Annotated in this window: 14 protein-coding genes; 12 read left to right on the top strand and 2 right to left on the bottom strand. The window is 57.4% G+C overall.

Translation table 11 applies throughout. The features are described from left to right. Nucleotides 1-2 precede the first annotated feature (2 nt). Nucleotides 3-581, top strand: a complete 579-nt coding sequence (locus B7P44_RS36125; protein ID WP_133118080.1) for a hypothetical protein — start codon at nt 3-5, stop codon at nt 579-581. A gap of 156 nt (nt 582-737) precedes the next feature. Here the strand turns inward: B7P44_RS36125 and B7P44_RS37895 are convergent, their stop codons facing one another. Continuing rightward, a complete protein-coding gene (locus tag B7P44_RS37895) occupies nt 738-1232 on the bottom strand; it encodes a hypothetical protein (protein ID WP_407923998.1) in 495 nt (164 codons plus the stop codon). Nucleotides 1233-1489: 257 nt separating this feature from the next. Between B7P44_RS37895 and B7P44_RS37890 the strand changes: the two genes are divergently transcribed. The 11 genes from B7P44_RS37890 (at nt 1490) to B7P44_RS02160 (ending at nt 10594) form a co-directional block, all read left to right on the top strand. Next, complete coding sequence (locus B7P44_RS37890; RefSeq protein ID WP_084900129.1) at nt 1490-2008, top strand: pentapeptide repeat-containing protein; 519 nt, start codon at nt 1490-1492, stop codon at nt 2006-2008. A 37-nt stretch (nt 2009-2045) separates the two neighbouring features. Next, nucleotides 2046-2612 carry a hypothetical protein gene (locus B7P44_RS37885; RefSeq protein WP_407923997.1) on the top strand — a complete coding sequence of 189 codons (567 nt, stop codon included), beginning with the start codon at nt 2046-2048 and terminating at the stop codon, nt 2610-2612. After that, a complete protein-coding gene (locus B7P44_RS02200; RefSeq protein WP_133118078.1) occupies nt 2609-3094 on the top strand; it encodes a hypothetical protein in 486 nt (161 codons plus the stop codon). Before B7P44_RS37885 ends, B7P44_RS02200 begins: the two co-directional genes overlap by 4 nt. Before the next feature lie 114 nt (nt 3095-3208). Continuing rightward, nucleotides 3209-3460, top strand: coding sequence for a PAAR domain-containing protein (locus B7P44_RS02195; protein ID WP_084900123.1), 252 nt, complete (start codon nt 3209-3211; stop codon nt 3458-3460). Between the two features lie 463 nt (nt 3461-3923). Continuing rightward, on the top strand, nt 3924-4265 hold the full coding sequence (locus B7P44_RS02190) for a helix-turn-helix domain-containing protein (RefSeq protein WP_084900118.1): 342 nt from the start codon (nt 3924-3926) through the stop codon (nt 4263-4265). A 73-nt stretch (nt 4266-4338) separates the two neighbouring features. After that, nucleotides 4339-4656, top strand: a complete 318-nt coding sequence (locus B7P44_RS02185; protein WP_084900116.1) for a hypothetical protein — start codon at nt 4339-4341, stop codon at nt 4654-4656. Between the two features lie 475 nt (nt 4657-5131). Further along, entirely contained in the window at nt 5132-5602 is a 471-nt protein-coding gene (locus B7P44_RS02180) for an excisionase family DNA-binding protein (protein ID WP_084900112.1), read from the top strand. 76 nt (nt 5603-5678) lie between these two features. After that, nucleotides 5679-6185, top strand: a complete 507-nt coding sequence (locus B7P44_RS02175) for a PIN domain-containing protein (RefSeq protein WP_231716642.1) — start codon at nt 5679-5681, stop codon at nt 6183-6185. A gap of 530 nt (nt 6186-6715) precedes the next feature. Next, nucleotides 6716-8122 carry a 3'-5' exonuclease gene (locus B7P44_RS02170; protein ID WP_084906344.1) on the top strand — a complete coding sequence of 469 codons (1407 nt, stop codon included), beginning with the start codon at nt 6716-6718 and terminating at the stop codon, nt 8120-8122. A 5-nt stretch (nt 8123-8127) separates the two neighbouring features. After that, a complete protein-coding gene (locus B7P44_RS02165; RefSeq protein WP_084900107.1) occupies nt 8128-8796 on the top strand; it encodes a DarT ssDNA thymidine ADP-ribosyltransferase family protein in 669 nt (222 codons plus the stop codon). Continuing rightward, nucleotides 8765-10594 (top strand): ADP-ribosylglycohydrolase family protein, encoded by a 1830-nt coding sequence (locus B7P44_RS02160; protein ID WP_084900104.1) that lies wholly within the window; start codon nt 8765-8767, stop codon nt 10592-10594. The genes B7P44_RS02165 and B7P44_RS02160 overlap by 32 nt, the downstream gene beginning before the upstream one ends. 1266 nt (nt 10595-11860) lie before the next feature. Here the strand turns inward: B7P44_RS02160 and B7P44_RS02155 are convergent. After that, the gene (locus tag B7P44_RS02155) at nt 11861-12979 is read right to left on the bottom strand and encodes a DUF3396 domain-containing protein (RefSeq protein ID WP_084900101.1); all 1119 of its coding nucleotides are present in this window, start codon (nt 12977-12979) and stop codon (nt 11861-11863) included. Nucleotides 12980-12988 lie beyond the last annotated feature (9 nt).

The raw sequence follows: 12988 nt of genomic DNA, 5'->3' as shown, positions 1-12988 counted from the left end.
GGATGATGCGAGATCACAATAAAGAAATGCATTTCAATGGCTTTGCGGGAATTCGTTCGCTTCACGCCCGAACAAAATATTTGTGGATGATTCTGTTTTGCTCAGTGGCACTAGGCTGCAAGGCTCAAAGCCAAGTGCCCGCTCCGAAAGAGGTCACTCCGGCAAGCTCCGAATATAAAACAGAAATCTTCAACCTGGTTGATCCGGTTGGAAATCAATACGGGACGGCGACCGGCCGGGCGGTGTCGGCCGCGTTCGATCATTTTCTGAATCTGTCCGGCCTGGATGTGAAAATGCTTCGAAAGCGTTTGCTGAGCGGCCCTGCAACGGAAGGATCGCTTTGGAAAGTCGGCGAGTCGCGTGAGTGGCTCTATCAGGTTTGCCAGGCAAATCAGTGCAACGTCACGAATGTGGCCTTGCTGTACGACGAACAGTCCCATCGCACGGCCGGGCGACTGCTGTATCGCTGCAAGCCGCAATGGCTCGGCAACCCGAGCGACGCGGAGAAAGCCCTGATCGAGAATGAATACCCGATCAAGATCGACGCGGACGACGCTAGAATTTTTTGCAAGAAGGAATGAGCGATGAGCAAAGGCGGAATTCGGGAATTCCTGGGCGCGCTTTTTCAGAGTGAAGGCGGCGGCAAATACAAGGTTATCAACAAGTACGGGTATGTCGGCAAATATCAGTTCGGCGAATCCGCGCTGAGCGATCTCGGCTATTACGTGTCGGACGGCTCATCCCCCTATATCAAGGATGCGGATGGCAAAGACGTATTCAAGTATCAATGGAAAGGAACGTGGACCGGAAAGGACGGAATCAAGAGCCTGGAGGATTTCAGGAATTCGCCAGACGAGCAGGACGTTGCCGCCGCGGCCTGGGTCAGGCTGCTGTGTTCGCGCGCCCAGCATTATGGCGCGGATCAATATGAAGGCAAGGTCATTTCCGGAATAACCATTACGCATTCCGGCATTATCGGAGCGGCTCACCTCAAGGGATTCGGAACGGTCAAGCATCCCGGCGTGATGAAATTTCTGGAATCGAACGGCGCCAAGGATCCGACGGACGCGAACGGCACATCGGTTTCGCACTATATCGACAAGTTCAACGATTACGATCTCGGCTGCTGCTCGGGCGGCTTGGGCGTTCAGTTCGTCAACAAGAAAAAGGAACCGATTTCCGGCGTCCACTATCAGGTGAAGTCCGGCGGGAAGGTCCTGCAGGAAGGCCACAGCAACGCGTCCGGGAAAATCAGCCAGCCCGTCAAGAACGTTCCATTCGCTCAGACGTTGGAGATTTGGGTGAAGGAAGTGGAAACGAATCTCGAGATGGCCTGGAAGGGAGCGCTTTCCAGCTCATTTTCGTCGTTGACGCTGACCAGCCCGCATAGCAAGGTCGAAGCCAAGACTAATGCGCACCCTGGGGCTCCGGGGGATCATCGCCGGAACAGCAAACTAGGCGCGTATACCGTCAAGCATGGCGACTCGCTATGGAAAATCGCCCATCAGCACGGGACGAGCGTGGCGGAGCTCCGGCGCGTCAATCCCGGGCTGGATGGCAATTTGATTACGCCGGGGCAGACAATCAAACTTCCGTCGGGCGGGGCTTCGGCGGCAGCTGCTTCGTCTTCGACCGGTGCGTCTTCGACCGGTGCGTCTTCGACCGGTGCGTCTTCGACCGCTGCGCCTTCGACCGGTGCGTCTTCGACCGCTGCGCCTTCGACCGCTGCGCCTTCGACCGCTGCGCCTTCGACCGCTGCGCCTTCGACCGGTGCGTCTTCGACCGCTGCACCTTCGAGCGGTGCGTCTTCGGCCGGTGCGTCTTCGACAACTGCGTCTTCGACCGATGCGCCTTCGACGGCCGCACCTTCGACGGCCGCACCTTCGACGGCTGCACCTTCGACGGCTGCACCTTCGACGGCTGCACCTTCGACGGCCGCATCTTCTTCGACGGCAGCCCCTTCGCCCGCCGCCTCTTCGCCTGCTGCGTCCTCCGGAGATCAATCTGATTCCCAGCAGGCACATCAAGCGCCGCAGCAAGCGAAAGTGACCCGCAACGACAATGGCCATCCTGTTGCCGTGGCACAGGCGTCCGACGTTGCTCCTCCCGAAGGGGATCCCAAGCAGAAGATGTTCGAGATTCTGCGCAGAAACGCAAAGTACGGAAAGGATTCCGCGAATTTCAGTGGGCCTGTCGCAGCGCAAAAGGCGAAATTGGGAAAGCCGATCTATAGCGTCTCCAAAGCGCCCAACGTGTCGACCAAGGAATGTTGGAAGTATGTGAAGATCGCGCTCCTGGCATCGGGCATGGTCGATTCGTATCCGACCCGCGTCGAAGCGAAGGACGCCGGAAGCGATCTTGAGAAGGCGGGATTTAAAAATATCCTTTCCGATCCCGCCTATCACATCGCCAGCCCCTACGACGTACCGGAAGGTGCCGTGATTGTCTACGGCACAACCGACGGTTCGAAGCACGGTCATGCGGAAGTGGTACTGCCCGGACATCTGTTCGCGAGCGATTACATCAGCCCGAACAGCAGGGTGATGCGAAAGAACGAGGCGGCTACGTTGATAGGGAAAGGAAGAAAGGTCATAGGAGTCTGGGTCAAATGAAGTCGAAGAATCTGCTTTTTGTCTGTGGCGCAGCGCTCCTCTGCTTCGGCAAGCTTGCCTTGGCGGGTCAAGGCAGCTACGACCCGTTCGTCGAATTTCAGAACCGGTTCGGCGGCAATCAGGCGTTCGTTTGCGTCGGGAAAGGCGGGAAGAAACTTTCCGTCAACGTGAGCGTGCCTCAAGCGGATACCGATCAGATGAAGTCGGTACCTCGTCCGGAATGGGGCGAAGTCCTGTCGATCTACCTGTCCAAAGGAAAAGGCGCACCTATTGATGCGTCATGGGGGCCGCCGAAATTCGATCAGTCGATGAAGTTCATGTCGATTCGGCTGCAGGGCGGCAAGACGCTCGTTTTCGAGAGATTTCGAGATATCCCTGATCCCGATGCAGATGAAAGGCATTTCGACCATAAGCCGTACTTCAATCTGACGATCGACGGCGGAGACAAGATGCCTTGCAGCCAGGTTCCCAACCTGCCTTGACGCTTGAATGCCCCGGGCGTTCTGTGGCGGGTCGATCTGCACTGAATGGCACGGACTCGGACAATCTCGTTGATCGATTTCTGTCAGTTATTGAGCACTGAGCGTAGGCACTTCATGATCGATCTCATTCGACTCGGCGACACCACTGACCACGGCGGCGAAGTGATCACCGCCTCCGAAACCATGCGCTACGGCGGGCGGCGTGTGGCTCGCAAGGGGGACCTCGTGAAGTGTCCCCAGCATCCCGAAGTGAATCCGAATGTGATTCTTGAAGGCGATGGCAAGATAACCGACCACGGTGTACCGGTAGCACGGCAGGGCCACCACGCGACATGCGGGTGCAGTCTGATTTCGAGCACCGCGTAAACGACTGCCGTGCAATCTATCGAGGACATGCAAGAGCTCGCTGCCCGGCACGGCACGGCAGCCATGCAATACGTCAGGTGATGGCCGCGCCGAGCGGCGATACCTGGCAGTACAACAATTGATCTCGGGACTGGGCAGCAGATCCCGAATGTGGCGGGGTCGAGGCTCGGTCTGAGGGTGTCCAAGGAGGGGCGTTGCGAGGGATCGCGGCGCCCCTCCTTTTTGTTTGCGTCGGTCGTTGTTGCTGCGTGACGCACCGTTCAGTTGAACTCATCTCACTCGAGCATGCCGCTCCGCGACATCGCATGCCTGCGGTCCTCGGTGACCCTATGCCGTTCGGCCAATCAAGCATCTCAATAATCAAAGCAATCTATATTGGTTACGGAGCGAGCCTCTCTCGCGCGCAAGAAAGATTGTCACCATTCGTGTCGAAAACGAAGACACTCCACCCTGGATCTGGCATATGGAATTTTCACAGCGTTTGAGACGGCTCCGTACAGCACGCGGACTTACCCAACTGGATCTGGCCGATGCCGCCAGCGTTTCCGTCTTGCAAATCCGGCACTATGAAGCCGGAAGCGCCTACCCGTCGCTGAGTGTGTTTCGTCGAATGGCGATCGCGCTCAGGGTCAGCACTGATGCGATTCTCTTCGGCGCCGATGAACGCGGGCCTGACGACGCCTTGCGGTACCAGTTCGAGGCGATCTCAAGGATGCCGGAGCGTGTTCGCGAACTCGCGCGGGAGTTGCTTGACGCGCTGATCGTCAGGAATCAGATCGCGGAGAAGAGGAAAGACAAGCAGTAAACGAAGCGCGGGCCGTGAGTGTTGCAGCACTCACGGCCCGCTGACCACCACCAACTCAACCAAGGAGTTGATCATGGCTGACGCCAATCATAAGTCACGTGCAAAGCAACGGGAACCGGAGACCACCCTTTGGTTGCCGCTTCGAGGCACACCCGACCCGGTCATGTGGTCCGATCGGCCCTGCATGCCGTGGATGGAAGTTATCGACGCGCACTTCAAGCTGTTCGGGTTTGAACCGGGTGGGCACGTGTACCTCTCCATCAATCACGCCAGCAGGAAGATTTCCATCACGCCGGATTACGCGGACCCGCTTGTCAGGGGGCATGTGATGGAAAGCGTCCCGAGCAGAGGATTCCAGTTCGATCTTCCAGGGATGTCGCTGGCGGGATGATCGACTGCATTGCGAGTTAGCTTCTTGATGTCACCCGGGGTGAATGGGTTGCGTGATCGATACGGAAACATTGCCCTGGGTGTTCATGAGATTGCGTTTGCTTGCCTCATGTGCGCCTGCTAGAGGGAAGCGTTACGAGGGCGCTAGATACTGCGTCAAGCCATCGAAACGGCCTGCGCCTGGATAAAGGAGGACTGAACGATGATCGAACTTACAACCTTGAAGAAGAGAGGTGGCCTCGCTCGTTCGGACAGTCTTCTGAGATTTTTAAGTGGACCGTCCGAGGCAATCTGCTTCCGGCGGCCCACAGAAATGCACCGGATTGGTGCATTTCGTCGCAACTGTGCTCTTGGGCACCTATCATTTATTGCACATGTTGCACTTGTTGCATTTAAACGCACCATCGGCTAAGCTGGCTTACACGTAAGCCAGCTTAGCCGATGGCACAGTTTGTTTTTTTTAGGGAAGAAATGACATGCGAACCGTAGATCGATTCCGCGAGGTAACACCTCCACCGATGACGGAGCGTGAAGTAGAAATGGCGCGCGTCGCACAGCGATGCATCATGGAGGCGCTCGATCATTCTCGTGCAGCCGCAATCACGCTCACAACCGACAAGGGTGATCACCCGTCTGTTGACGTCCCGCCCGCAGCCTTGAAGTTGATTGGTCAGTTGCTAGGGGCAATGAGCGAAGGCCGTTCGATTCTCTTGAGCCCGGCAAACCGGGAGTTCACGACTGTTGAGGCAGCGCACTTCCTTAACGTGTCACGTCCGTTTGTCATTAAGGAAATTGAAGCAGGAAGGTTAGGCCATCGGATGGTAGGAACACACCGTCGAATCGCATTCGATGACCTCATTGCTTATCGGAACGATATGCGAGGTAGGCAAACGGCTGCGCTGGAGCGCATGGCCGACAACGCTCGCGATTTGGGTCTCGATTACTGAGATGGCGGGCTATGCGCGCTATACGGCGCTATTGGACGCGTGCGTCCTGTTTCCCCTCGCGACTACCGACGCTCTCTTGAGCCTCGCAACCGCTGGTTTTTTCGCAGCAAAGTGGACTCAGTTGATCGAGACTGAGTGGATTCGGTCGTTGGAGGAACAACGGCCCGATCTTCAGGGTCGGCTACTCATCCGGCGGGATAGCATGCGCGAGGCGATTCCTGATTGGGAGGTACCCGAGGCGGCTTGGACGCCCCTTATCGGGAGTTTTACCCTGCCCGATCCAGACGATCGACACGTTCTCGCTGCCGCCATTGCAGGTCATGCAGATTGCATCGTGACATCAAATCGCCGCGATTTCCCCCATGCGATTGCCTCCGAATACGGCATAGAAATTGTCGACCCCGATAGGTTCATCATTAACCAGTGGGACCTAGATTCACTCGGGGCCATGACCGCATTTAAGCAGATGCGGTCCCGTCGGCGGAAACCTGAATCGACTGTTGAAGACTTCGCCCAAGCCTTGGAGCGTAGCGGTCTCCCCTCGACAGCTCAGCGCATACGCGATGCGGCGGACTTACTTTAACTGGCGTCCTAGCCTAGCCGTGGTCAGAAAAGGATCTTGCCGGCGAGTTTTGTAGAACATCCACCTTGTTGTAGAACAAAAAAAAGCAGGTCCCATCTCTGGGACCCGCTTCGGTATTGGTGCCGGCTGCAGGACTCGAACCCGCCACCTGATGATTACAAATTTCCTTGTGAATCAATAAGTTACTGATAAACCAGAGAATCCACCCGAAACCTACCGAAATGAAAAGTTATTTATATTCAAGCATTTAGCGAAACTAAGCGCAACCAACCGAAACTGCGATTTGTACCGCTCGTGTACCGCATACGATACAGGTGGGTCCAGGCAAATGGCAGCGTGGGCTGTCCGGATCGCGACACGTCAGCGTCCGCCAGCACGTCATCCGGATGTAGAAACCGCCGCCCCGCCCCCGATTGTTCGAGACATCGGATATGATCGAGAGCGAAAAAAATCAACGCCTGCGCCAACGAGGTCAAAGCTAGAAAATGACAATCAGCCGGCGCCAGGCACGACCTCCCGGGGGAAAGTACATGCTGGCCTTAAGTAATCGCGGCGCGACGCCTGAGCAACTGCCGATCATAAGCGGTACGCGCATGGGGATCGAAATGATCCGAGGCGCTGCAGGCAGCGGAAAGACGTCGACAGCGCTGTTGCGACTCGAATCGTTAGCCCATACCTTTGTTGCACGCCGAAAACGCCTAGGATTGGCGGAACCCGTAAAGGTCCTCGTACTTTCCTTTAACCGCACTTTGGCTGGGTATGTGGAACATCTCGCCGCCAGCCAGCTCGCGGCGTTTACCGACGTCACTTGCGAGATCGATACGTTCGCCGCTTGGGCCCATCGATGTTTGGGCGCACCATCAATCATTGACGACGACGAACGTGAACCCATGCTGCGACGTCTGGGAGCCGGTGTGGCCCTAGCCCCTGACGCCCTGCTCAACGAGATCGAGTACGTCTGCGGACGGTTTCGGCCGGCAGAACGGGCGAATTATATCCCCCTCGAGCGTACGGGGCGCGGAAATGCGCAGGCCGTCCCGCGGACACTACGTCCGGCTATCCTGCAGGTGATCGACCGTTTTTATACGGAACTCGCTGCATATCAAGGCGGTGGTTGGTTGGATTGGCATCTCTTGGCAGAACAGATGCTGACGATCCCTTCGCGCCAATATGACATTGTCATCATTGATGAAGCACAAGACTTTTCGGCGAACCAAATTCGAGCTGTGCGGCATCATCTCTCGGATCCGTATTGCCTTACGCTAGTCCTGGACACCGCACAAAGACTGTACCCAAGGGGATACACGTGGGCAGAGACTGGCTTAGATTTACAGCTCGCTCGATACCATCGGCTGCGGGAAAATCACCGCAACACGGTTGAAATTGCTCAGTTTGCCGCAGGCATTGTCGATGGCCTGGCAGTTGACGACGATGGCACTCTTCCAGATTTCTCTGCTGCTACTCGCCACGGAGAGAAACCCCTCGTCTGTGCTGGACGTTATAAAAATCAATTAACGTTCGCCATCGACTGGATTAAGGCGAATGTATATCTGACAACTGAGACGGTAGCATTTCTCAAGCCGCGCGGTGGAAACTGGTTCAAAGACATACGATCAGCGCTCAATAGCAATGGGCTTGGCTTCGTCACGATTACACGCGATCGAAAATGGCCAACTGGCCCAGAAAACATCGCGCTGTCCACGATGCACTCGGCTAAGGGCTTGGAGTTTGACCACGTCATTATTTTGGGCCTGAACGCGGAGAACACGCCGCACGGAGATGGCGCGGACGATGAAGAACTACTCTTGCTTCGCCGCCTACTAGCCATGGCTTTGGGACGGGCGCGCAAGTCAGTAATCGTAGGCTATAAACCGACCGAGGCATCTGACCTTGTGACGTTCTTCAAGCCCGACACGTTCAATCTTCTTGCTGTGTGATAGCGATGACCGACGCAATCCAACAAATCATCGCACAGCGCGGCATTACTGAGGTCGTGCACTTTACGTCGAACCACGGCCTCGTCGGCTCGCTTGAATTGGGTGCCACTGTATCCCGCCGCCAACTGCCTGCGGAAAAGCACCTGGCGCATATCCTGGCTCCTACATCAGCGACGCGTCGTGAAGCGGAAGCGTATTTCGATAAGAAAGAAGACTGGTTAGATTTCGTGAATCTTTCGATATCGGAGATTAACGAAAATTACTTCCGCTTTGCGTCTAAACGGTGGCACGTCGGTGGCGATCGGTGGTGGGCGATTCTGTCGTTTTCGCCCGCGATCTTGACGCACGACGGCGTCTACTTCGCGACCACCAATAACATCTACGACCTCGTGGTACGTCAAGCTGGCGCGGATGGGCTTCAAAATCTGTTTGCACCATCGGTGAGGCGCAAGCCTGGGTGGACGGTCACACGCAAGAGTCGGACCGACCGCTTGCCGACATGCGAGCAAGCGGAGGTGCTATACCCCAACAGACTCTCACTCGACTATCTGGAGAAGATCTACGTCGGCACGGGCGACGATCATGACTGCGTTTCGGGATGGTTGAACTATTACAAACGGCCGAATGTGCAAGTGGTAATCGATGAGGCAAAATTTGCCGGTCAACCAAACTAGTGGGGTCCCTGTGAGTTCTGTTTTGGAAAATGCGATAGTCAATTCGGCGTTATGGGCTGCCGCAGGGGACGCCCTTGGCTGGATAACGGAGCTCGCAGATAGCCGAGCCGTCCGTCGTCGCGCCGGAGCCGAGATGGTCCACGAACCGATTGAATGGAAGCGGAAGATCGGAGGGGTGAGTGGGGCGCAAGTGACCCTCCCTGCTGGCACCTACTCAGACGATACGCAGTTGCGGTTGGCGGTGTCGCGCGCAATTCGCGGGGACGGCACGTTTGACGTAGAACTGTTTGCGAAAGTCGAACTCACCGTATGGCCGGCCTACGCACTCGGCGCAGGCAGAGGAAGCAAGGCCGCTGCCGCGAATTTGGCAAAGCGCGACGTCAATTGGTTCTCCAACTTTTTCTCTAGCGGAGACCGGCGGACCTACATTGAGGGAGGCGGGAATGGCGCAGCGATGCGCATCCAACCTCATGTATGGAAATGGGGCGCCGGCACTGCACGCGAATATTTAACCGACGTAATTCGAGATTCCCTGACGACCCACGGACACATGCTAGGGGTTTGTGGTGCCGTATTTCATGCAGACTGCCTCTCCTTCGCTCTTCGCAATCGAGAGGTACCCGGACCCGAGGAATGGATGCGCTTTGTCGACGGATGGGCCGACATTGAGGACATCGTCAACGAAGACTACCAACTCGGGCGATTCTGGCTATCCGCTTGGGAACAGGCGAGCAACGTCAAGCTTCGCGCAGCAATCGAGTCTGTGTCGAAAGAAACCCAACAGTACATCCTGAAACTTCGAGAGCTGTCTCCGAACTGGGGAAGAACCTACTCGGAATGCCTCAAAATAGTAGACGGATTTGGTAGCCGACAGGGCGCCGGTACAAACACCGCGTTGGCTGCGGCCTTCTTGGGATGGACTGGTCAAGATGCACCTGCCGCAGACGTATTGCGCTGCGCGGCGAATACGCTCGGGTCGGACACGGACACCATTGGGACGATGGTTGGTGCAATGCTGGGCGCTGTTTCTCAAGAAGAGCCCTCGTGGCATATTCAGGATCGCGACTATATTGCCTCTCAGGCCCGTCGAATGGCCGCTCTGGCCCGTGGGGAGGGCGATTCAAGTTTCGCTTATCCCGACCTGATAGATTGGCAGCCACCCGCAACCCAAAGCGACGCTGTAGCAGAGGTCAATGGTCGCCCCGCACTTGCTGGTCTGGGATACTTGGACTCTCGTGGAAGCAGCTGGAAGAGCGGAGATTTCGCTTATGAGTGGTTCGCCCTCGAATTCGGGCAGACGGTGCTTTGCAAGCGGCGCGCGAAAGCTCTGAAACCTATGGATGAGAAGCTGATGCCACCAGTAACTATGGAAAGCGCTGTGCCGACGACGCTTATCGCGAAAGACACATCATCTTTCGAGCGGGGTGCCAAATTCGCCAGAGATGAGCGAGTTCTCCCTGAGCGCCAACCCCACATCGAAAACAAGTCCCCGTCGCAAAGGACAAACACGCACGCTCGTCCGACGCGTGACCTGTTCGATGAAGTTGCCCCCCCGTCTGCACAGCAGCCGCAGCCTCAGTTGGTAGAGAAGGACCTCGCTAACGCATCGCCTGAAAAAACACTACCGTACGACTTAGATGCGCTTACGGACGTGGCGATACGTAGCGGCTTTGATCCAACTGTAATCGGCGAATGCCTCTTGAAGTGCGTCGATGCTCAAGGTGGCGTGGAACGCGGAATCGCTTTCTCGAGCATCGTTGCAAAAGCATTTCTTGCTAGAAAGCGCCGACGCTCATAGAAATTTTTGAGATCTGCTAGAGACAGCTACAGTTGGCATGAAGGCCGGGGCATCCACGCGCCGGCCACTGCCCCGGCCCGGAGGCCGCATGGACGCTGTACGAGCGGCTCACCGCACTGAACATCAGCTCCGCGCTCGTCGACCCAGGCTGGCTCGCTCGCAACCCTCGTGGACGGCGAGACGACGGCGAACCCCATCAATGACGTGAACGACTACCGTCCTACACAGTCAGAGCGCATCCGCCGCCGTTCGGCCCTCATCTGGGCCGTTACAACTTGCCGCTGCCACTAGTAGCCTCGTCGAAGCTGCTCAAAAGATGGGCAATGTATCAGGCGGTGATACGCTCTCGTTCGGTATCAGTGCATGATACGTGCTAGTTCTGTATCACCGGCTGACACAGAACGATGTTAACGAATGAGAACAATACTGCCGAGGTTGTTGATATCTTTGCGAACAAGCCCAACCCGTCCGCAATGTGCCGAAACTGGCGAGCAATCGCAGGAGCTGAGAGGGATCAGCAATGAACTCACGGGGTACTGCGCGCGATCCCAATAGGGCTCACAGCCGATCAGCGCAAAGACAAAAATCGGGCCTTTTCTGTCTTTTGACCGGCAACGGTTGTCTTTCGAGGTTCAATTCTTTTGACCCACAAGCGTTCCGAAAACGAAGGGGCTACGCACCACGCGCTATGACGGCCCTAGCCCGCCAGTTTGCCCAAGCCTGCGGAGCCTTGGTCTAAGCCATTGACGGGGCAAGCCCCGCCAACGGCTAAGACCGGGATAAATCGCGGTCGGGCCGTCCTGCGGCCGTCCCGATCGCTCAACCCGGCCCCTGTGAGGGCCACCGGCTAACCAGTTCGGGGACCGCCAGCGCCGGAAATGGCTACAAAAAGGGGGGCAGGCCTACGGGGGGCAAATGCTCTAGCGACTCGAAATCCGGCCCGTGGCGCCGATTTCGGCGACGCGGCAAAGGGGTAATGTACCTTCGCACAATCAGCGGCTCAGAGCGTCTGATTTTCGCGAAATTTGACAACAGCGCTCGATTGAGAGTTTTTTATCTTATCGAGGCAAGCCGCGCAGCGGCGCGTCAGGCCCGAAGGGCTCCATCGCGGGGAGCCGGTGGGCGGGTGCGGTATCCCGGCCGCGAAGGCCGGGACTGTCCACACCCTCGCGGTGTGGGCAGCGCAGCCATCCACGGGCGGGCGCGGGTGGACCTCGCACCAAAGGGGGCATCAGCGATCTAGCAGATGGCCGATGCTAGTGACCGCTACGTCCCGGCTGCCGGGAGTTTGGGCGTCTTGTGCAGTTCGACCCAATATTCGTTGATACGGTCTGGCTCGACATCAAGCCGACGAAGCCAAGCCTCGGTCGCAACCTGTGTGTTCAGCAGGGGAGCGGTGCTAGTCGCCGTCCCGGTTTGTAACGTGCCGAGCGCATCAGCAATGATCGGACGCAGAGCGCTGTTCAACAGCACATACGCAGGCGGGGGCTCAGGAGGATGGCCTGGTTCGCCTGCAATACCCGTCTGCGGCGCAACGCCAGCCTGAATGATCAGGCCGTCGTCGTCGTAGCGCTGCTTGCGGAACCAGTCCGGTGGCAGGCCCAGTTTGTCTACTCCCCCCAGTTCCCGCACGAGATCGGCATTGATTGCCGTCAACCAGTCCACCGTCTTGATGTGATCGGTGAGCCGGCGGAGGTTCCGTCGCATCGGGTCGCCGACGTCCAGACCAGGGCCGAATTTCCGCGCCCAAAAATATTCCGACGCCTCATTCGGGCCCCGCTGCAACAGCGACAGGTTCGCGGCATATCCCGCGTGCCCGTGCACCACGTCAAGCTCGTCGACAGCTTGCGCGAAGAGCGCTTGGAACACGTCCGGACAGAGCGTCAGGAAAGCTTGCGGCACAGAAAACGTCGCGACGTCGATGCCTCGGTTCATCGACGCCTGCCAGTCCTCGAGACAGAAAGTCGAAAATTCCATCGTGCCGGCCTCTTGTTTGTCCTCCGCGTTAGAGAGGGCCAGTACGAACGGAGCATCAGCCGGGATGCTCGTCGCCAAGGAGGCGAACGAAGGCCCCTTTTCGAACTCAACCGGCTGCTTGCCATCTTGGTACAGCCATCGCAGCGGAGAGCCTTTGGACGGGTCACGGCCGGCGGCCTTTTCGGCCGCGCGCTGATAAGTCAGCAGCGCATCGGTGTACCGCTGGAAGCAGGCGCTAAGCGCCTTGCGTTTGGCCGGCGCGTGGCCGCCCTTGAAGTAGATAACGGCACGCACGGCGAGGGCCGCGCCTACGATCGCCCGCTGGTGCTTCGGCTCGAATGCGCCGAACGGAAGCGTGCCCGCTCGGTTCGGGTCGTTGGCCCACGCGATCAGTTCGTCCTTCGTCATTGGCATGAT

It is taken from the genome of Burkholderia ubonensis subsp. mesacidophila (assembly GCF_002097715.1).
Classification (GTDB): domain Bacteria; phylum Pseudomonadota; class Gammaproteobacteria; order Burkholderiales; family Burkholderiaceae; genus Burkholderia; species Burkholderia mesacidophila.
Note: the sequence above shows the minus strand (reverse complement) of the source record. Positions and strands in the feature narration are given on the sequence as shown.